The organism is Streptomyces sp. NBC_00354 (assembly GCF_036106915.1).
GTDB lineage: Bacteria > Actinomycetota > Actinomycetes > Streptomycetales > Streptomycetaceae > Streptomyces.
This window is the reverse complement of record NZ_CP107983.1, coordinates 7,575,622-7,593,902: the sequence shown is the minus strand read 5'-3', so window position 1 is coordinate 7,593,902 and position 18,281 is coordinate 7,575,622. Positions and strand designations below refer to the sequence as shown.

Below are 18,281 nucleotides of genomic sequence, written 5' to 3'. Positions count from 1 at the left end.
CGGCCGCGCCGCCGATGGGCAACAGGCAACCCGTCGACCCCCGCGGGCAGCCGGGCAAGGCTGAAGGTGTCAGCACGTCAGCACCGAGGCAACCCAACAGGGGGACAAGATGCGCAAGATGATCCGCGGCGCCGCCGCGCTCGCCACCGCCGCCGCGGCCGTCGTGGCACTGGGCGGCGCGGCCGACGCCAAGCCCGCCGACGACTGGGCCGGTTGTCCGTACGGGGCGGTCTGCATCTACCCGCAGAACCAGAACCCGGCCGTCAAGCCGAGCCAGATCTTCTACAGCTACGGAGCCCACAACCTGAGCAACCAGTTCGGCAACCACTGGGTCCTCAACAACCAGTACGGCGGAGCCACCACCAGCCTGTGCACCGGCTACAACGGCGCCGGCTGCGGGTCCCGCATCGCCGAGGGGACGGGCGTCTACGCCGACCTCGGGCCGATCAACTCCATCACCCTCAACCGGCCGTAACCGAGCACCTGTTCACACGGCCTTCCGGATCCGCCGGCCGCGGCGGCCCCGGAAGGCCGCTGTGCTGCGCGTTTTTGCGCCACGCCGGGCAGAACGCGTGCTCCGCCGTCCGACCCCCGCGGTAGCCTGGGACCTTCCATCTCACAACCTGGGCGCGCTCTGCCATGGGGGATGCCGTGGGGGACCCGGACCGCGGACGGAACACCGATCACCAGCACGATCCACCTGAAGCCGACGAGGCCGCCCCGGCCACCGACGGCTCCGGCGCGTCCTTTCCCGCCCGCTTGAGGCAGCTGCGGGTACAGCGCGGTCTGTCGCTGGCCGACCTGGCCCGCAGGACGCACTACAGCAAGGGCTACCTGAGCAAGATCGAGACCGGCGCCAAGCGGGTCACCCGCGACGTCGCGCTGCGCTGCGACCAGGTACTGGAGGCCGGGGGCGCCCTGTTACGGCTGGTCCCGGAGGCGGAAGTACCCAGGGCCCGGGCGGGATCGGGCACGGCCGGGGACGCCGGCGCCGATGGCGCGGCCGGCCCGCAGTCGGCGGGCGAGTGCCCCTACCGCGGCCTCGCCGCCTTCACCTCGCGGGACGCGGGCTGGTTCTTCGGCCGCGACCGGGTGACCGCCGCCCTGGTCGAGCGGGTCTTCGAACGGATCGGCAGCGGCCCGCTGATGCTCGTGGGCCGGTCGGGCGCCGGCAAGTCGTCCCTGCTCAGCGCGGGTCTCGTAGCGGCCCTGCGGCGCACCGGCGGCTTCCCGATGGCGGGCGCCGACGGCTGGCCGGTCGTACGGTTCACACCGACCGCGCATCCGCTCCAGGAGCTGCTGGACTGCACCGCGAAGGTGCTCGGCGGCGATCTCGGCCTCACCGTACGGGAGCTGCGGGACCGGCCGCAGCGACTGCTCGAGGCCGTCAACGACTTGGCGGGCGACACCCCGGCGCGATCCCGGGAGCACCGGCTGCCCACCGTCCGGCCGGTATTGCTCGTCGACCAGTTCGAGGAACTTTTCACCCTCTGCTCCGACGAGGAGGAGCGGCGCGGCTTCGTCCGCGTCCTGTGCGCCCTGGCCGCATCGGATCCGGGGCCGGCGGCGCACGACCCGGCCGTCGTGGTGCTCGGCGTCCGGGCCGACTTCTCCGCCGGCTGCCTGGACGTTCCCGAACTGGCCTCGGTCTTCACCGACGGGCTGTTCGTCCTGCCCCCGATGTCCGTGGCGGAGCTGCGCGAGTCGATCACCCGCCCCGCGCAACTCGCCGGGCTCACGCTCGAGGCGGGTCTGGTCCCCCTGCTGTTGCGGGACGCGGGCCTGCGCGAGGAATCCGGGGCGCCGGCCCCGGCGGGCGGGCCGGGGGACACGCCGTCCGGTGCGCTGCCGCTGGTGTCCCACGCGCTGATGGCCACCTGGCAGCGGCGCGAGGGGACCACCCTGACCGTCGCGGGCTACGAGGACACGGGCGGCATCCAGGGCGCGGTCGCGCACACGGCCGAGAGTGCGTTCGCCCGCCTGTACCCGGCCGAGCAGCGGACGATCCGCCGCATCCTGGTGGCGCTGGTCCATGTCGCCGACGGCGCGGGGGCGACGCGGCGGCGGACGGACCGGACCGCGCTGATGGAGCAGCTGGCCGATGCGGACCGGGCCGCGGCGGCCCTGGACGCGTTCGTCCGGGCCCGGCTGATCACGATGGACAGCGACACCGTGGAGATCACCCACGAGGCCCTGCTGCACGCCTGGCCGCGGCTGCGCGGCTGGATCCACGCCGACCGCGACGGGCTGCTGGTCCACCGGCAACTGGCCCAGGCCGCCGAGGAGTGGGAGCGCGAGGGCCGCGATCCGTCCGTCCTGTACCGCGGCACCCGGCTGGAGAGCGCCCGTGCCTGGGCCGACGAACTCGACGGCAGGAGCCGCCTCAGCCCCCGGGAGGCGGCCTTCCTCCGCACGAGCCAGGCCGCGGAGGACGCCCGGCGGACGCAGGCCAGGCGTCAGGTCCGGCTCCAGCAGCGGATGCTGGCCATGCTCGTCGGCCTGCTGGCCCTGGCCCTGACCGCCGGGGCGCTGGCGTACCAGCAGCGGGCCGGCGCGCTCGGCCAGGAGCGCATCGCCCGTTCGCAGGCCCTCGCCGTGAAGTCCACCTCCCTCGCCGCCGGTCAGCCCGAGGCCTCGATGCGGCTCGCCGAGGAGGCGTACCGCACCAAGGCGACGCCCCAGGCGCGGGGCGCGCTGCTGAGCACGCAGGCCCAGCCGTTCCTCGCCCGCCTCGGCGGGCACAGCGGCCCGGTCAACGCGGTGGCCTTCGCCCCGGGGAACCGGCTGCTGGCGACCGGCGGCTCCGACGGGAAGGTGCTGCTGCGGCGGGTCGCGGACCGGCGGACGACGGTGACGCTGACCGTGCCGGGCCGGGTGCGCGCGATCGCCTTCAGCCCCGACGGCCGCACCCTCGCGGCGACGTCCACGGACGGTCCGGTACGGCTGTGGGACACGGAGGGACACGGGCTCGCGGTGCTCCCCGCGCAGTCGGCGGACGCCCGCGCCGTGGCCTTCGCGCCCGACGGGCACACGCTCGCCGTGGCGGGCGCCGACGGGACGGTCCGCCTGTGGGATCCCGCGGGCGGCGGCTCGGCGGCGGCGGTGCTGACCGGCCACACCGGGAGGGTCAACGCCCTGGCGTACGCGCCGGACGGCAGAACGCTGGTGTCGGCGGGCGCCGACCAGACCGTACGGCTGTGGGACCCGGTGGCGGCCCGTCAGATTGCCGTCCTCGAGGGGCACACCGGCGAGGTGCTGGGCGTGGCGTTCGCGCCCGACGGACGGACGGTGGCCTCCGGGGGCGTCGACCGGACCGTGCGGCTGTGGGACGTGGCCGAAGGCCGTACGACGGCGACGCTGACGGGCCACAACGACGACATCAATGCGGTCGCCTACACCCCGGACGGCGCCACGGTCGTCAGCGCGAGCGGCGACGGCACCACCCGGCTGTGGGACGTGCGCAGCGGCCGGCTGACCTCGACGCTGGCCGGGCACACCGACTATGTGCTGGCAGTCGCCGTGGACTCGGGCGGCACGATGCTGGCCACCGCTGCCTTCGACCAGTCGGTGGTGCTCTGGGACCTGCGCGGTCCGGTCCTGACCTCGCGCCCGTTCACGGAGATCTGGCACGCCGCGTACAGCCCGGACGGGAAGCTGCTGGCCACCGCCGACGCCGATCACACCGTGCTGTTGTGGGACGTTGCCGGGCGGCGGGTGGTCGCGACGTTCGCGGGCCACACCGAGACGGTGTTCTCGGTGGCCTTCTCCCCCGACGGGAAGCTGCTGGCCTCGGCGGGCTCCGACGGGACGGTCCGGCTGTGGGACGTGGGCTCGCGTACGGCCCTGGGCACGCTGGCCGGTCACAGCGGGACGGTGTTCGCGGTGGCCTTCTCCCCCGACGGGAAGCTGCTGGCCTCGGCCGGTTCCGACCGTACGGTGCGGCTGTGGGACGTGGCCTCCCGTACGGCCCTGGGCACGCTCACGGGCCACACCGACTTCGCGAACGACGTGGTGTTCAGCCCGGACGGCCACACCCTGGCGAGCGCCGGCGACGATCTGACGGTACGTCTGTGGGACGTGCCCGGGCGGCGGCCGCTGGCCACGCTCACCGGTCACGCGGGCGCGGTACGGGCCGTCGCGTTCAGCCCGGACGGGCGGACGCTGGCGAGCAGCGGCAACGACGGCGCCGTACGGCTGTGGGACGCCCGGCGGTTCGAGGCCGGGGCCGTGCTGGCGGGCCACACCGGCTCCGCCCGCGCCGTCGCGTTCTCCCCCGACGGCAGGACGCTGGCCAGCAGCGGCAACGACCGTACCGTGCGGCTCTGGGACGTGGCCGGGCGGCGGCTGTGGGCCGCCCTGACGGGCCACACCAGCGCGGTGTGGGGCGTGGTCTTCTCCCCTGACGGACGGACGGTGGCCAGCAGCAGCAACGACGGCACGGTGCAGCTGTGGAACCCGGACCTCCGGGCCCGGCTGGCGGAGATCTGCCGGCTGCACGCAGGCGACGGCGCCGCGCGGTGCTCCGAAGAGCCCTGACCGGCGGGGGTTTCCCAGGGGGTTTCCCGTTGCCCGTCCGGGTGGGGTGCCGCCGGGACCTCGACGCGGGGAGGCCACGGCCCGCAGGCTCGTTCCGTCTGCGGCGCACGCCAACGGCCGCCCCCACCACGACGCTTCTCCACGGCTTCCCCACGGCCCCTCCCTACGGCCCCTCCCCACGGCAACGAGAATCGAGGATCCCGCATGCTTCGCCGGTCCGGTCTCATCGGCACACTCATCGCACTCCTGGTCTGCCTCCTGTGGCCCCCCGTGTCGGCCGCGGCCGCCGACAGTTCGTGCCGGGTCCTGGCCCCGGGGGCGTCCGCCGCAGCCGAGCGGGCCGTCGGCGCCGCCTGCGCACAGGTCGCCGCCGACGTCTGGTACACGTGGGGCGGCGGCCACGGTCCGCAGCCCGGGGCCACGTACGGGCAGGTGGACCCTACAGATCCGGCCAGCGAACACGATCCCGAGCGGCTCGGCTTCGACTGCTCGGGACTGGTCCGCCACGCCTACGCCGAGGCCACCGGGTCGGACATCCTGAACGGGGTCGCCGGCGCCCAGTACTACACGCACCACGCGGCCGGCCGCTTCACCGCGGCCGACGGCCTGACCCCGTTGCTCCCCGGCGATCTGCTGGTGTGGGGCACCTCCCAGGACCTGCACCACATCGCGATCTACCTGGGCGCCGGCAAGATGGCGGAGGCCCGGCAGTCCGGTACGAAACTGATGGTCAGCGACGTCCGGCTGAACAGCGGTTACTACGGGGCGGTGCGGATCGACCCCGGTCCGGTGACCGGGCACGTGTTCCGGACCTGGGGCACCGGTGTCTGGACCAAGGCCCAGCCGTCCACCGCGGCCGCGCGCGTCTACGCCTTCCCGGGGCCGACGACGATCCGCGTCGAGTGCCAGAAGCACGCGGAGAAGGTCACCTCCGACGGCTACACCAACGACGCCTGGTCCTATCTGCCCGACTACAAGGCATGGGTCACCAACATCTACATCCAGGGCGCTGCGTGGCTGGAAAACGTCCCCACCTGCACGTTCTGAGGCGGCACGCACTCGGTCCACACCCGTCCGGCACGTACGATCGCAGGCCGCGGCCTTGATCACCGCCCCGCGGCGGCGAGTCCACGAACGCGAAACCCTTCCCGTCACTCTGCAGTTGAGGAACAACGTGCGCCTGCCTCTCGACCGACGCCTGACCATCAGTGCCGCCCTGCTCGCCGTGCTCGCCGGTGCGGTGCCCGCGACCGCCGCCGAGGCAGCGGCGGCCCCGTTCTCCGCCCAGGCGGCGCAGACCGCCGCGCCCGCACCGAAGCCCGATCTCGAGGCCGTGACGCAGGCGTTGAAGAACACCACTGCGGTCGGTGCGCCCGGCGCCATGGTCCGCATCACCGGTTCCGGTGCGCCGCTGACCAGTGCGGTGGGCGTGCAGGACCGGACCACGGGCGCGGCCATGGACATCAACGGCCGCTTCCGGATCGGCAGCGTCACCAAGTCGTTCTCCAGCGTCGTACTGCTCCAGCTGGTGGACGAGGGCAAGATCAACCTGGACGCCCCGGTCAACCAGTACCTGCCCGGCCTGCTGCCCGACGACCGCATCACGGTCCGGCATCTGCTCACCCACCGCAGCGGGTTGGCGGACTACACGAACGCGATGTTCGACAAGACCGTGCCCGGCTTCGAGGCCGTCCGGAACAAGGTCTTCACGTACCAGGAGCTGGTCGCCCTCTCGCTGCGCGAGCCGCGCACGACCGAGCCGGGCGTCTCGTACAAGTACTCCAACACCAACTTCGTGGTCGTCGGCATGCTCATCGAGAAGGCCACCGGGCACGGCGTGGCCAAGGAGTACGAGCGCCGCATCATCAAGCCGCTGAAGCTGAAGAACACCTCGTACGTGCACCCCTCGACCGCGATCAAGGGTGCGCACCTGCACGGCTACCTCCACCCGGACGAGGCCGGAGCGCCGCTGGTCGACTCGACCGAGCAGACGGTGTCCTGGGCGCAGTCCGCCGGTGCGATGATCTCGAACACGGCCGATCTGAACACCTTCATGTCCGCGCTGCTCGGCGGCAAGCTGCTGGCACCGCGCACGCTCGACGCCATGCTCACCATGACCCCGACGGACACCACGAACACCCGGTTCTACGGACTGGGCCTGCGTCGCTACGACCTGTCGTGCGGCACTTCGGTGTACGGGCACACGGGCACGGTCCAGGGCTTCTACACGTACGCCTTCGCCACCCGCGACGGCAAGCGCAGCCTCGCCGCGGTGGCGAACACCTCGAACAAGGGTGAGGCGAACACGGCCCTGGGCGGCACACTCGAGGGCGCCTTCTGCGGGAAGAAGGCGCCTGCGGCCCCCGCCGCCCAGCGCAGCTTCGCGCTGATCCCGGACCTGACCGCGGCCCCGGCCGAGCAGGACCTCCCGGAGCACGGCTCGCGCTGACCCCGGCAGCCGGTGCCGCTCGGCGGTCCCCTGCCGAGCGGCACCTCTGTTCCGGGCGGTGCGATCAGGTGGCCCGGAGCCTGGGCGGGAGCCGGGGCGGGGTGCGGCGGCCGGGCCGGGCCGGGCGGGCGGCCGCCGTCAGGGCGCGGATCCGGTCGGTGAAGTCCGGGTCGGGCAGCGGCAGTTCGAGGTCGTCGTCGACGTAGCTGACGGCGGCCGAGACGTACTCCATGACGGCCTTGACGGTGCTCGAGCCGCGCTTCGACCCGCCTCCGCTGGGCCGTAGCGCCCGCAGGACGCGCAGGGTGGTGGGCAGGCTCGCATCGGCCGCGAGGTTCCGCTCCGCACCGTCGAAGACCACGGTGGCCGCGTCCGGTGCGTCCGGCGCGTCCGCCACGCCCGGCGCATCGGCCGCATTCGGTGAATCCGCCGCGTTCCGGGCGGCGGACGGGGCCGTCTGGCGCCGCCACCACACGGCTTCGTGGTTCTCGCCGAGCGCGAGGTGGTGGAGGTACAGGCAGTACGAGGCGATCGAGTCTCCGGCGCCGGCTGCGTACTGCCACCAGAAGCGGGCGGAGTCCTCGGCGTCGGTGAGCAGCAGGATGCAGCCCAGGACGCGCGCACCGGAGGGCTGGGGCAGCTTGTTCGTGAGGAAGTCGCCCAGCGCGGCGACGGCGGCTCCGGTGACGGCCGTTTCGCACAGCGCCTGGAGGTCGCGCGCGGCTCCCCGCATGTCCTTGTGCGGTTCGGCCGCCGTCGCGCCGGGCGCCCGTGCGCCCGGCTCGTGATGCGGTGCGCCGCGGCTGTCGGCGATGTCGGCGGGCGCGTGCGAGGTGTCGTGGAGGCGGGCTCGGGCCAGCAGTTGGTCAATGGTCGAGGTCACCGGAGACCTCCTCCTCGGTGGTGGTGTCCGGGTACAGGGCGGCGTGCAGGTTGCGCTTGGCGTGCCGAGCGGTGGACCGCACGGCGGCGAGGGAGACGCCCAGTTCGTCTGCCGCCCGGGCGTCCTCCAGCCCGCACAGGTACAGCAGGACGATGACGTCCCGCTGGAGCGGCGCCAGGTCCGCGACGGCCCGGAACAGGGCCATGGACTCCTCGACCTGGCCGATCGGGTCCGGGGCGAGGTCCAGGGCCACCGTGTCGAAGGCGGCTTCGAGGAGCGAGGGGCGGCCGTTGTCCTTCGGCGCGCGTTCGAGCACGGTCTGGCGCAGGATCGGCCACGCGAACCGCTCGGGGTTCTCGCTGGCGAGTGCGTCGTGCCACAGCATCAGCAGGAGGGTGAAGACGTCGTCGACGGCCTTCCGGACGAGGCCGGGGCGGCGCAGGTAGGCAGAGGCATAGCAGGTGTAGTGCGGGTGGTGCATCTGCCGGAAGGCCAGGAAGTCCAGGGGGACCGAGGTGGCCCGGGTGCGGTGGCGGGCGCCGCCCTCGTGGAGGCAGTCCTTGATCCACGAGGTGCGCTTGCCGAGGTCCCGCGCTGCCAGCACCCAGCGCAGCCGCATCGTGTCGTACGGCACGCCGGGCCGGTCCAGCGCGAGGAGCACCGTACGGACGAAGACCCAGCGGGGATAGCGGCCGACGGCCCGCAGCAGTTCGGAAATGTGCCCCTTGGGCCGGCCGGTGCGCGCCTGGAGCTCGTCCAGGGTCACTCCCCTGCCATGGATGGCGTCGCGCAGCGGCTCGAGCCAGGCGCGGTGCGCCGCTCCGGTGCCGTCGGCGATGGGCCCCAGCCGGCGGCCCGGTTTGCCGCGCGGGCCCTGGGGGACGTCCTGGGGTGCCGAGTGGAGGTTCATCCGCGCGGCTCCTCGTCCCGGTCGGGCACCTGTACGGAGGGCCGCTCGCGGCGGCTCTCCGCAAGTCCCGTGCCCGCCTGCACGATCTGCTGCACGCCCAGCGCGACCGACGGGATGAGTGCGGTGACGGCTGCGACGGGCTGTCCCGCCACCACCATCACCACACTGAATGCGAAGATCGCTAAGAGCGCCACCACGGTGACGATCATCCGGTTGTTCTTCATCGCGCCGTCCTCTGGCTGTGTGCGCCATGGTTGATGTCTGTTCGGGATGCGGCTCTGGCGTTGCTGACGCCCCCCTTCGAGAGCCGAGGCAAGCATGGAGTGAACAGAGTTGGACAGGTGCGAAAAAAGCAGAACGGGGAACAATCAGAACCGGATATCCGCCCGCTTCAGGCGGAGTCCAGCGGAAGGCGGGCCACCAGACGTGCGCCGGCCGGGGCGTCCTCGACCGTGAGGGAACCGCCCAGCCGGGTGGCGATGTCGCGGGCTATGGCCAGGCCCAGGCCGGTACCTCCCTCGTCGCGGCTGCGGGCGTCGTCGAGGCGGGTGAACCGCTCGAAGACCCGCTCCCGGTCGGCGGCCGGGATGCCCGGCCCGTCGTCGCGTACCTCCAGCACGGCGGTACGCCGGGCCGCGTCGACCCGCAGCAGGAGCCGGACCCGCCGGTCGGCGTGGCGCTGGGCGTTGTCCAGCAGGTTGGTGACGAGCCGGGAGAGCCACAGCGTGCTGCCGCGCACGGTGGCCTCGGGAGCGATCTCCATGTCGACGGGGATCCGGTCCCGCCTGCGCGAGCGGGCCGCCTCGCGGGCGACGTCCGCGAGGTCGACGGCTGCTGCCGGGGGCGGTTCGCCGGTGTCCAGGCGGGCCAGCAGGAGCAGGTCGGCGGCGAGGTCCTGCAGTCGTACGGTGTCCTCCAGGGCCCCGCTGACCAGTTCGCCCCACAGCGCCGGATCGGGGTGGGCCTGGGCGACCTCCAGCTGGGTGCGGAGCACCGTGATCGGGCTGCGCAGCTCGTGCGAGGCGTCGGCGATGAACCGGCGCTGGCGGATCCCGGCGGCTTCCAGCCGGTCCAGGGTGGTGTTCATGGTGACGGCGAGCCGGGCGATCTCGTCCTGGCTGCGCGGTACCGGCACCCGGCGGTGCAGGTCGCGGTCGCTGATCTCGGCGACCTCGGCGCGGATCGCCTCGACGGGGCGCAGCGCCCAGCCGGTCACCCGCCAGGTGACCAGGGCGACGGTGAGCACGAGCAGCGGTACTCCGACGGCCAGCGCGCCGGTGATGACGTCGTCGGCGGCGTCGGCCTGCCGCAGCGAGGTCCCCGCGTAGACGGTGACCAGTCCCTCCCCCGTGACCGTGGTGACCTGGACGACGCGATGGCGGCGGTCGCCGCGGGCCGGGCCCTCCTTCCACGTGCGGCGGACCGTGCCGGGTTTGCCCGGGCGGGCCGGGGAGAGGGCGGGGCGGCCGGCGAGGTTGGGGCTCGCCGCCAGGACGCGGCCGTCGGCATCGACGACCTGCAGGAAGTCGGTGTCGCGCCCGGGGGCCAGTACGGTGTCGAGCCGGCCCGCGGCCGCGAGCCCGGCCGTGGAGAGGGCCTGCCGTTCGGCATCGGCCTGGGCGTTCCGCATCAGGTTGCCGTCCAGCATCCCGAGCAGGGCGAAGGAGGCCGCGCCGAGGGCGAGGGCCACCACGGTGGAGGCGCCGAGCGTGGCCCGCGCGCGGACGGACCGGGGGCGCAGGCGCCGCGCGGTGCAGCGGATCCGGCGGAGGGCGCGCAGGCGGACACCGCCGAGGGACCGGGCGGCGCCGGTCTTCGGTTCAGCCACCGTCGGCCGCCAGCCGGTAGCCCGCGCCGCGGACGGTCTCCACGGCGGCCCGGCCGAAGGGTGCGTCGATCTTCCGGCGCAGGGCGCTGACGTGGACCTCGACGACGTTCAGGTCACCCTCGTAGGCGGCGTCCCAGACATGCTCCAGTATCTCCCGCTTGGGTACGACCTCCCCGGCCCGCCGGGCCAGGTACACGAGGACCGCGAACTCGCGCGAGGTCAGCCGGGCTTCGGTACCGGCGCGCGTGCACCGCTGCCCGGCGGGGTCGATCACCAGGTCGCCGAACTCCATGACCTGCGGGCTGCGGCGGCCGGTGCGCCGGATGAGGGCGCGCAGCCGGGCGACCAGGACCACGTAGGAGAAGGGCTTGGAGAGGAAGTCGTCCGCGCCGGTGTCGAGGGCCTCCGCCTCGTCGTACTCGCCGTCCTTGGCGGTGAGCATCAGGATCCCCGACTCGCAGCCGCTCGCGCGCAGCCGGGCGCAGACCCGGTAGCCGTTGAGCCCGGGCAGCATGATGTCGAGCACGATGGCGTCGTAGTCGTGCTCGCCGGCCAGCCACAGGCCCTGCGGGCCGTCGTGGGCGACGTCCACGGAGAAGCCCTCGGCCTGCAGACCCCGCTGCAGGGCCGCGGCGAGCCGCCGTTCGTCCTCGACCACCAGTACGCGCATGGGGACAAGGTTCTCAGGTCGCGCCGACGGCTTGCTGAAGAGGTCTTCAGGTGGCTTCAGCGAGGCTTCAGCATCGGGCGCGCAGGATCTGCCGAGCCGGGCAGGGTGCTCGGAGAACGCGAGGAGCATGCCGATGACTCAGTCCAGTCCCCAGCCCCCCGAGCCGCCCGCGGGCCCGGGCGAGGCCAAGGCCGACGCGACCGGGAACACGACCGGTGCGGTGGCGGGCCGCCGCGGCCGGCTGGTCCGGCTGGCCCGTGAGGGGCGTACGCGATGGGTCGCCCTCGGGCTGGTCGTCCTGATCGGCGGCGGGGCGGCAGCGGTGGCCGCGGCCGAGCACGGCCACCGGGAGCACATGCGGGACGGCTTCGCCGTCAAGGTCCGCGAGCACGGCCGTGCGGGGAAGCCGGCGCAGGGCCCGATGGGCCCGAAGCTGCGCAAGGGCGCCGAGCCCGAGGTCGTCGACGGCGACCGCGGCCTCCCGGGCCGGGGACCGGACGGCCGCGGTCCCGGAGGACGGGCGGACGGATCCGCCAAGGGCGCCCCGGTACCGCTGCCCGCGCTGCCGGCGGCCCAGGCCGTCGAGAAGGCGACGGCCGCCGTGGAGGGCGGCAAGCTCGAATCGCTGCGCGCCGTCGCGCAGCAGGGCGGCGGCAGCGCCTGGCTGGCCGTGGTCCTCGGTCCCGACGGGGTCCGGCACGCCGTGACCCTGGCCGGCGCCGACGGCACGGTCACCGGCAACACCGTTGCCGGGAAGGGACCGCTCGGTCCCCGCTGACCGGGCACCCGGCCGTCCGTTCCGCCACGGCGGGGCGGACGGCGAGCCGGCGGGCCGGCGGGCGGGCAGCCGGTCCGCCCTCGGTGGGCTGTCTGCCGTCACGCTCCCTCGGAGTGCAGCGAGTCCAGCACGGCGAGGTCCTCGGCGGAGAGGCGCAGGGCGCCGGCGGCCACGTTGGCGGTGAGGTGGTCCGGGTTGCCGGTTCCGGGGATGGCCAGGACGTGCGGTCCGCGGTGCAGGGTCCAGGCCAGCCGGATCTCGGCGGGGCCCACCCCGTGGGCGCGGGCCACGGAGAGCACCTCCGGGTGCTCGGCGCCGCTCGCGCCCGCTTCGCGTCCCGTCCCGGCGATCGAGTAGAACGGCACGAACGCCACGCCCTGCTCGCCGCAGGTGCGCAGGAACGCCTCCTGCTCGGGCCGGGCGCCGAGCCCGTACAGGTTCTGTACGCAGACCACCGGCGCGATGGCCCGGGCCTCGGCGAGGTGTTCGGGCTGTACGTTGGAGAGGCCGAGGTGGCGGATGAGTCCCGCCTCGCGCAGGTCGGCCAGGGCGCCGAAGCGCTCGGCGATCGAATCGGTCCCGACGATGCGCAGGTTGACCACGTCGAGGTGGTCTCGGCCGAGCTGGCGCAGGTTCTCCTCGACCTGGCCGCGCAGCTGCTCCGGGGTGGCGTGCGGCAGCCACTGTCCCGACGGGCCCCGGCCGGGGCCGACCTTGGTGGTGATGACGAGGTCGTCCGGGTACGGTGCCAGGGCCTGGTTGATCAGCTCGTTGGCGGAGCGCAGCGGGGAGAAGTAGAAGGCGGCGGTGTCGATGTGGTTGACGCCGAGCTCGACGGCGCGGCGCAGTACGCCGATCGCCCTGCCGCGGTCGCTGGGGGCGGCGCCGGGGGCGAACGCCGGGCCGTTCTGGGTCAGTCGCATCGCGCCGAAGCCGATGCGGTTCACTTCGAGGTCGCCGAGTTTCCAGGTGCCCGAGGCGGCCGCGGTGATGGTCTGAGAGGTCATGCCGGAATGATCTCCGCGCAGTAGGCTCGAGGCCATTGATTCAGGCATGGGTGAATCCAAGGGGTGGTCCTCCTGGCGGAGTTGGCGTTCTCGGCGGGCGATCTGGCGCAGATGCGGTTCGCCGTCTCGCCGTTGTGGGAGGTGGTGACCAGCTTCCGGCGGCTGCTGAACGACGGCGCCGTCTCGCCCGTGTACCGGCCGTGGGCGGAGCAGGTAAGGCCCCGGCTGGCGGCGGCCGGGCTGGACCGGGGCTGGCTCGCCGAGCTGATCCCGCCCAAGGGGTACGTGCCCCACTTCCTCAACCCTGCGCCCGCCGGACCGGCCCCCGTCCTGGCGGCGGAACTGGCCGGGGTCCTCGCCGCTCCGGCCGACCCGGTCCGCCGCAACCTCGACCACCTGCGCTACCACCAGGGCTCGCTCGGCCCCCGGGCACGGGCCCTGCACGCGGACCCGCAGGCCCGGCTGCCCCGGCTGGCGGAGGAGATCGAGGCGTACTGGAAGCTCGCGCTCGCCCCGTACTGGGCCCGGATCCGCTCGGTGCTGGAGGCCGATGTCTTCCACCGGGCCCGGCAGGCGGCCGAGCGGGGCGCCGGCCACGTCATCAACGAGCTGCACAGCGCGGTGCAGTGGGACGACAACGCCCTGCGGCTGGTTCGCCGGACCCGGCCCCTGTCCCGGGAGACGGCGGGCAGAGGGCTGCTGCTGGTGCCCTCGGCCTTCCTCGGGCCGGGCCTGCTGACCCGGATGACGCCGCCGGATCCGCCGCAGCTCGCCTATCCGGCGCGCGGGGTGGGCGCGCTGTGGGCGTCGCGGCCGCCGGCCGGGAAGGCCGAGGCCCTCGCCGTCGTGCTCGGCCGTTCGCGGACCCTGTTGCTGACGGAGCTCGAGGCGCCCGCCTCCACCACCGAGCTGGCCCGCCGTACGGGGCTCTCGGCGGCCGGGGTGTCGCAGAACCTGACCGCGCTGCGCGACGCGGGCCTGGTCAGCGCGCACCGGGCGGGCCGCTCGGTGCTGTACGCCCGCACCGCGGTGGCCGAGACCCTGCTCGACGCCTCCGCCTAGAAGGGGCTAGGACGGCTAGAACGGCTTGGTGGGGAGGTACTTGCCGTCGAGGGTGATGACGGCGCGCTCGCCGCCTTCGGGATCCGCGACCTTCCTGACGTCCAGCTTGAAGTTGATCGCGCTGATGATGCCGTCGCCGAACTGCTCGTGGACCAGGGCCTTGAGGGTGGTGCCGTAGACCTGGAGCATCTCGTGGAAGCGGTAGATGGTCGGGTCGGTCGGGATGCCGCCGGGGATCGAGCCCCGGGTCGGGATCGTCTGCAGGAGCAGCGCGGCCTCGGCATCGAGGCCCAGCAGCTCGGCGACGGCTTCCGCGGAGGCGGCCGGCAGGGGGTGCTGGCCCAGCACCGCGGCGGTGACGAAGGCGACCGACAGGCCGGCCGCGTCGGCGATCTGCTGCCAGCTGAGGTTCTTGCGGATCTTCGCGTCGACGGCGGCGTCGGCCAGGGCCTGGCGGGCGGAGGGGGCGAACTGGGCGTGGATCATGGGAGGTTCCCTTTCAGGGATGGAGTGGCGGGAGGGGCGGATCAGGCCGCGAGGGCGGCGGACCGGCCGGTGGCGGGGTCGATCCGCTCGACCGTGCCGGAGGGGATGTCGTAGACCCAGCCGTGCAGGGTGACGGCGTCCGCGGCCAGGGCGCGGGCGACCGCGGGGTGCGTGGCGAGGTTCGCGAGCTGCGCGGCGACGTTGTTGCGGATCAGGACCTCGACCTCGCCGTGCGGCGTCCCGGTGGGCGCCGCGTGGCGCAGCCAGCCGGCGACGGCGGGCAGCTCCGCGAGGTCCTGGCCGGCGGCGAGTGCGGTCATGGCGCCGCAGGCGGAGTGTCCGCAGACCACGATGGAGCGGACGCCCAGGACGGCGAGCGCGTACTCGATGCCGGCCGCGACCCCGTCGGTGCCGGTGGCGCCGTCGCCGGCGGCCGCATGGGCCGGTACGAGGTTGCCGGCGGTCCGGATGACGAACAGCTCGCCCGGCTCCTGCTGGGTGATCAGCTCCGGGACGACGCGGGCGTCGGAGCAGCTGATGAAGAGGGAGTGCGGCCGGTGGGTGGTCGCCAGGCGGGCGAAGAGCTCCGCCTTGGCGGGGAAGACGTCCTGCTGAAAGTGCGCGACGCCCTCGGCGAGATCTTGCACGGTCACTCCCTTCGGTGGTGCCCGCCCTGGTCGGGCTGACGAGTTCCACCCTGCATGACCTGCACCTATAGTGTCCAAGACGCAGTAGTCATGATCGTTATTGCTGACATCTATAGTGGTGCTCATGCCTCTGGAACTGCGCCATCTCCGCTATCTGCTGGCCGTGGCCGAACACGGCAGCTTCACCCGCGCCGCCGAGGAGCTGCACCTCTCGCAGCCCACGCTGTCGCAGCAGATCAAGCAGCTGGAGCGGACCGTGGGGGTCCAGCTACTGGACCGTACGGGGCGCGCCGTACGCCTGACCGACGCGGGCGCGACCTTCGTCCCGTACGCGCGCCGCGCGCTCCAGGACCTGGCCGCCGCGGAGCGGGCCGTCCTGGACGTGGCGGACCTCTCCCGCGGCAGCCTGCGCCTCGCCATGACGCCGACGTTCACCGCATACCTGCTGGGCCCGCTGGCCGCGGAACTGCATGCCCTGCACCCCGGAATCACCCTGAACGTCAAGGAGATGACGCAGGGCCGGCTGGAGTCGGCGCTGCTGGCCGATGCCGTCGACCTGGGGATCGCCTTCCAGGGCGCGCACCTGCCCGGTGTCGGCGCCACCGACCTGTTCACCGAGTCCCTCGGCCTGGTGGTCGGCCCCGCCCACCCGCACGCCGGCCGTACCGAACCCCTGCCGGTGTCCGAACTCGCCGCGTGCCCCCTCGCGCTGCTCAGCGGCGACTTCGCGACCCGGGCCCACATCGACGCGTACTTCCACCGGCACCGGGTCGAACCGCCGATCGCGGTGGAGGCCAACTCCATCAGCGCCCTCACCGAGATCGTCCGGCGCACCGGGCTCGCCACAGTGCTCCCCGACGCCCTCACCCGCGACCACACCCCGCTGCACCCCGTCCCCCTCGCCCCCGCCCTCCCGGCGCGGACCGTGGTCCTCCTGCGCCGGGAGAGCGCGTACGAGAGCGCCGCCTCCCGCGCCTTCGCCTCGCTGGCCCGGCAGTGGGCCGACGGCTGAAACCGCGGTCAGGCCGCGAACACCAGCGCCACTTCGGCGGCATACGCCCGTAGCAGGGGTTCCAGGGCGGCCGGGTCCGCGGCGGGGCCGGGCAGCAGGCGGCGGGCCTCGTCCTCGGTGGCATGGCTCAGCAGCCACGCGCGGGCCCAGGCCGGGTCGGCGGACCGGTCGGCGCTGCGGATGCGCGCCTCCGCGGCCGCGTAGGCGGCGCCGGGCACCCGGGCGGCGATGACCGGGAACACGTGCTGCTCCTCGGCTTCGATGTGCTCGGCCAGCAGATCCCGCTGGTCGGCGAGGAGCCCGGCCAACCGCCGGGCGTGGCGGCCGGGTTCGGCGGCGAAACGGTCCGCGGCCGCGTCGCAGGCGGCCTGGAGCGCGTCGAGCGCCTCGTGGTCGTGGAGGAAGCGCACGATGCCGGCCACCGCATCGGCCGCGTCGGGTACGGCGTCCAGGACCACCGGCCACAGGATCTCGTCCTCGCCGCGGTGGTGGCCACGCACGACGGCGTGGTAGCGGTGCACGTACCGGGCGACGGCCTCCGCCCGCGCGGGCCCGGCCGGTTCCGCGGCCGCGGCGAGAGCGGCGAGCAGCCGGGCGAGGCGCTCGATGTCGGCCAGGATCGCGCGGTGGGCGAGCCGGATGCCGCTGAGGTCCGCAACCGCCGCAGGGTCATGCCGCCTCGCGGGGGTGCCGTGTTCGCTGTCCATACGCACGACTGTGCGCGCTGCCCCTCTGCGTCCGGTCAACGTTCGATGAACGCCGCCCGTCCGCTGCGTCATAGGCTCGGGGGATCCGTGCCGTCACCACCTCGGGAGAACCCACCATGCCGTCCACCGGTCCGCAGTCCGTCGACCGCGCGCTGGCGATCCTCGATGCCGTCGCCGACGCGGCCGGGCCGGTCAGCGCCAAGGCGCTGGCACGCCGGACGGAGTGCTCCCTGTCCACCGCCTACCACCTGCTGGCCCCGCTGACCGCGCGCGGATACCTCGTCCGCACCGGGCAGGGGTACGTGCTGGGGCCGCGCGTCCCCGGGCTGCACCGGAGCCTGCTCCGGCAGCTGGAGCCGGCGCCGCGCATGGCCGATCTGCTCACCCGGCTGCGCCGCGCCACCGGAGCCGAGGCTTACCACACCGCCTACCGGGGCGGCCTGATCACCGTCGTCGACACCACCGCCCCGGTCACGGACGCGGCGAACCCGTTCACCCCCGGGCGGGAGACCCGGGCACACGCCACCGCGCACGGCAAGGCGCTGCTCGCCGAGCTGCCCCGGCCGCTGCGGCGGCGGTACCTGGCCGAGCACGGAATGGCCCGCCTGACCGGGGCCACCATCACCAGCGCCGAACTGCTGGAGGCGGAGCTGTCCCGGGTCCGGGGGCAGGGCTACGCCCTCTCCGTCGGGGAGGCCGATCCCTCGTACACCTGCCTGGCCGTCGCCCTGCCGCGCGGGCGCGGCGACGACGGCGGCGCGGTGCATGCCCTGTCGGTGTCGCTGCCGACCGGGGAGTTCCGGCGGCGCCCGGAGGAGATCCGCACCGCGCTCGCGCAGGCCGCGGCGGACTGCGTCTGACGGACGGCCCCGCGGGCGCCCCGGAGGGCGCCGGGATTCCGACCCTGCCGGAAATACGGCGCGATGGGGATGCGCGGCCCGCGGCGGCCTGCCAGGCTGGTCGGCATGATCTTCATCGCCGTCAGGTTCGACGTCCGTCCGGAGCACAGCGACAACTGGCTCACCCTCGTCGACGAGTTCACCCGGGCCACCCGCAACGAGCCGGGCAACCTGTTCTACGACTGGTCGCGCAGCGTCGACGACCCCAACAAGTACACGCTCCTGGAAGCCTTCACCGACGCAGAGGCGGGCGCCACGCACGTCGCGTCCGACCACTTCAAGGCCGGTATGGAGACCCTCGCGGGCGCCATCGCCGACACGCCGGAGATCATCCACGTCGAGGTGCCCGGCCAGGGCTGGAGCGCCATGGCCGAGCTGTCTCCCCGTAACAACTGAACCACGCCGTT

The 18,281-nt window shown here is 73.9% G+C and carries 18 protein-coding genes; 9 read left to right on the top strand and 9 right to left on the bottom strand.

The genetic code is table 11. From position 1 onward, the window contains the following. The first annotated feature begins 109 nt into the window (after window positions 1–109). The 4 genes from OHT74_RS34805 to OHT74_RS34790 all read left to right on the top strand — a co-directional run bounded on the left by OHT74_RS34805 (window position 110) and on the right by OHT74_RS34790 (window position 6,985). Complete coding sequence (locus OHT74_RS34805; protein ID WP_328622404.1) at window positions 110–475, top strand: hypothetical protein; 366 nt, start codon at window positions 110–112, stop codon at window positions 473–475. 176 nt (window positions 476–651) lie between these two features. Further along, window positions 652–4,536, top strand: coding sequence for an nSTAND1 domain-containing NTPase (locus OHT74_RS34800; protein ID WP_328622403.1), 3,885 nt, complete (start codon window positions 652–654; stop codon window positions 4,534–4,536). A 204-nt stretch (window positions 4,537–4,740) separates the two neighbouring features. After that, window positions 4,741–5,583: an NlpC/P60 family protein gene (locus tag OHT74_RS34795; RefSeq protein ID WP_328622402.1), complete on the top strand. Its 843-nt coding sequence runs from the start codon at window positions 4,741–4,743 to the stop codon at window positions 5,581–5,583. A gap of 133 nt (window positions 5,584–5,716) precedes the next feature. Beyond that, window positions 5,717–6,985: a serine hydrolase domain-containing protein gene (locus OHT74_RS34790; protein WP_266673298.1), complete on the top strand. Its 1,269-nt coding sequence runs from the start codon at window positions 5,717–5,719 to the stop codon at window positions 6,983–6,985. Between the two features lie 64 nt (window positions 6,986–7,049). Here the strand turns inward: OHT74_RS34790 and OHT74_RS34785 are convergent, their stop codons facing one another. The 5 genes from OHT74_RS34785 to OHT74_RS34765 form a co-directional block, all read right to left on the bottom strand. After that, on the bottom strand, window positions 7,050–7,868 hold the full coding sequence (locus OHT74_RS34785) for a hypothetical protein (protein WP_328622401.1): 819 nt from the start codon (window positions 7,866–7,868) through the stop codon (window positions 7,050–7,052). Beyond that, window positions 7,852–8,778 carry a sigma-70 family RNA polymerase sigma factor gene (locus tag OHT74_RS34780; RefSeq protein ID WP_328622400.1) on the bottom strand — a complete coding sequence of 309 codons (927 nt, stop codon included), beginning with the start codon at window positions 8,776–8,778 and terminating at the stop codon, window positions 7,852–7,854. The genes OHT74_RS34785 and OHT74_RS34780 overlap by 17 nt, the downstream gene beginning before the upstream one ends. After that, a complete protein-coding gene (locus OHT74_RS34775; RefSeq protein WP_266632259.1) occupies window positions 8,775–9,002 on the bottom strand; it encodes a hypothetical protein in 228 nt (75 codons plus the stop codon). The genes OHT74_RS34780 and OHT74_RS34775 overlap by 4 nt, the downstream gene beginning before the upstream one ends. Before the next feature lie 167 nt (window positions 9,003–9,169). After that, complete coding sequence (locus OHT74_RS34770; protein ID WP_323139617.1) at window positions 9,170–10,606, bottom strand: ATP-binding protein; 1,437 nt, start codon at window positions 10,604–10,606, stop codon at window positions 9,170–9,172. After that, a complete protein-coding gene (locus OHT74_RS34765) occupies window positions 10,599–11,276 on the bottom strand; it encodes a response regulator transcription factor (RefSeq protein ID WP_266632257.1) in 678 nt (225 codons plus the stop codon). The genes OHT74_RS34770 and OHT74_RS34765 overlap by 8 nt, the downstream gene beginning before the upstream one ends. 133 nt (window positions 11,277–11,409) lie before the next feature. Here OHT74_RS34765 and OHT74_RS34760 point away from each other — a divergent pair, with 133 nt between their 5' ends. Then, window positions 11,410–12,054: a hypothetical protein gene (locus tag OHT74_RS34760; protein ID WP_328622399.1), complete on the top strand. Its 645-nt coding sequence runs from the start codon at window positions 11,410–11,412 to the stop codon at window positions 12,052–12,054. 98 nt (window positions 12,055–12,152) lie between these two features. Here the strand turns inward: OHT74_RS34760 and OHT74_RS34755 are convergent, their stop codons facing one another. Next, a complete protein-coding gene (locus OHT74_RS34755) occupies window positions 12,153–13,061 on the bottom strand; it encodes an aldo/keto reductase (protein ID WP_266670193.1) in 909 nt (302 codons plus the stop codon). Between the two features lie 111 nt (window positions 13,062–13,172). On the opposite strand from OHT74_RS34755, the gene OHT74_RS34750 reads away from it, so the two are divergent. Further along, window positions 13,173–14,123: an ArsR/SmtB family transcription factor gene (locus OHT74_RS34750; RefSeq protein ID WP_266673294.1), complete on the top strand. Its 951-nt coding sequence runs from the start codon at window positions 13,173–13,175 to the stop codon at window positions 14,121–14,123. A gap of 15 nt (window positions 14,124–14,138) precedes the next feature. On the opposite strand, the gene cynS is transcribed toward OHT74_RS34750, so the two are convergent. Both cynS and OHT74_RS34740 read right to left on the bottom strand, forming a co-directional pair. After that, window positions 14,139–14,609, bottom strand: a complete 471-nt coding sequence (gene cynS / locus OHT74_RS34745; protein ID WP_266670191.1) for a cyanase — start codon at window positions 14,607–14,609, stop codon at window positions 14,139–14,141. A 41-nt stretch (window positions 14,610–14,650) separates the two neighbouring features. Further along, entirely contained in the window at window positions 14,651–15,256 is a 606-nt protein-coding gene (locus OHT74_RS34740; protein WP_328622398.1) for a carbonic anhydrase, read from the bottom strand. A gap of 124 nt (window positions 15,257–15,380) precedes the next feature. On the opposite strand from OHT74_RS34740, the gene cynR reads away from it, so the two are divergent. Next, window positions 15,381–16,268 carry a transcriptional regulator CynR gene (gene cynR, locus OHT74_RS34735; RefSeq protein ID WP_328622397.1) on the top strand — a complete coding sequence of 296 codons (888 nt, stop codon included), beginning with the start codon at window positions 15,381–15,383 and terminating at the stop codon, window positions 16,266–16,268. Between the two features lie 8 nt (window positions 16,269–16,276). Here the strand turns inward: cynR and OHT74_RS34730 are convergent, their stop codons facing one another. Further along, a complete protein-coding gene (locus tag OHT74_RS34730; RefSeq protein WP_267001590.1) occupies window positions 16,277–16,975 on the bottom strand; it encodes a hemerythrin domain-containing protein in 699 nt (232 codons plus the stop codon). 116 nt (window positions 16,976–17,091) lie between these two features. Between OHT74_RS34730 and OHT74_RS34725 the strand changes: the two genes are divergently transcribed. After that, complete coding sequence (locus OHT74_RS34725) at window positions 17,092–17,835, top strand: IclR family transcriptional regulator (protein WP_328622396.1); 744 nt, start codon at window positions 17,092–17,094, stop codon at window positions 17,833–17,835. Window positions 17,836–17,940: 105 nt separating this feature from the next. Then, window positions 17,941–18,270 (top strand): putative quinol monooxygenase, encoded by a 330-nt coding sequence (locus OHT74_RS34720; protein WP_328622395.1) that lies wholly within the window; start codon window positions 17,941–17,943, stop codon window positions 18,268–18,270. Window positions 18,271–18,281 lie beyond the last annotated feature (11 nt).

Coding starts and splice junctions, on each gene's coding strand:
- OHT74_RS34805 (WP_328622404.1), top strand. CDS start 110: ATGCGCAAGATGATCCGCGGCGCCGCCGCGCTCGCCACCGCCGCCGCG.
- OHT74_RS34795 (WP_328622402.1), top strand. CDS start 4,741: ATGCTTCGCCGGTCCGGTCTCATCGGCACACTCATCGCACTCCTGGTC.
- OHT74_RS34780 (WP_328622400.1), bottom strand. CDS start 8,778: ATGAACCTCCACTCGGCACCCCAGGACGTCCCCCAGGGCCCGCGCGGC.
- OHT74_RS34775 (WP_266632259.1), bottom strand. CDS start 9,002: ATGAAGAACAACCGGATGATCGTCACCGTGGTGGCGCTCTTAGCGATC.
- OHT74_RS34765 (WP_266632257.1), bottom strand. CDS start 11,276: ATGCGCGTACTGGTGGTCGAGGACGAACGGCGGCTCGCCGCGGCCCTG.
- OHT74_RS34760 (WP_328622399.1), top strand. CDS start 11,410: ATGACTCAGTCCAGTCCCCAGCCCCCCGAGCCGCCCGCGGGCCCGGGC.
- OHT74_RS34755 (WP_266670193.1), bottom strand. CDS start 13,061: ATGACCTCTCAGACCATCACCGCGGCCGCCTCGGGCACCTGGAAACTC.
- OHT74_RS34750 (WP_266673294.1), top strand. CDS start 13,173: ATGCGGTTCGCCGTCTCGCCGTTGTGGGAGGTGGTGACCAGCTTCCGG.
- cynS (WP_266670191.1), bottom strand. CDS start 14,609: ATGATCCACGCCCAGTTCGCCCCCTCCGCCCGCCAGGCCCTGGCCGAC.
- cynR (WP_328622397.1), top strand. CDS start 15,381: ATGCCTCTGGAACTGCGCCATCTCCGCTATCTGCTGGCCGTGGCCGAA.
- OHT74_RS34730 (WP_267001590.1), bottom strand. CDS start 16,975: ATGGACAGCGAACACGGCACCCCCGCGAGGCGGCATGACCCTGCGGCG.
- OHT74_RS34725 (WP_328622396.1), top strand. CDS start 17,092: ATGCCGTCCACCGGTCCGCAGTCCGTCGACCGCGCGCTGGCGATCCTC.
- OHT74_RS34720 (WP_328622395.1), top strand. CDS start 17,941: ATGATCTTCATCGCCGTCAGGTTCGACGTCCGTCCGGAGCACAGCGAC.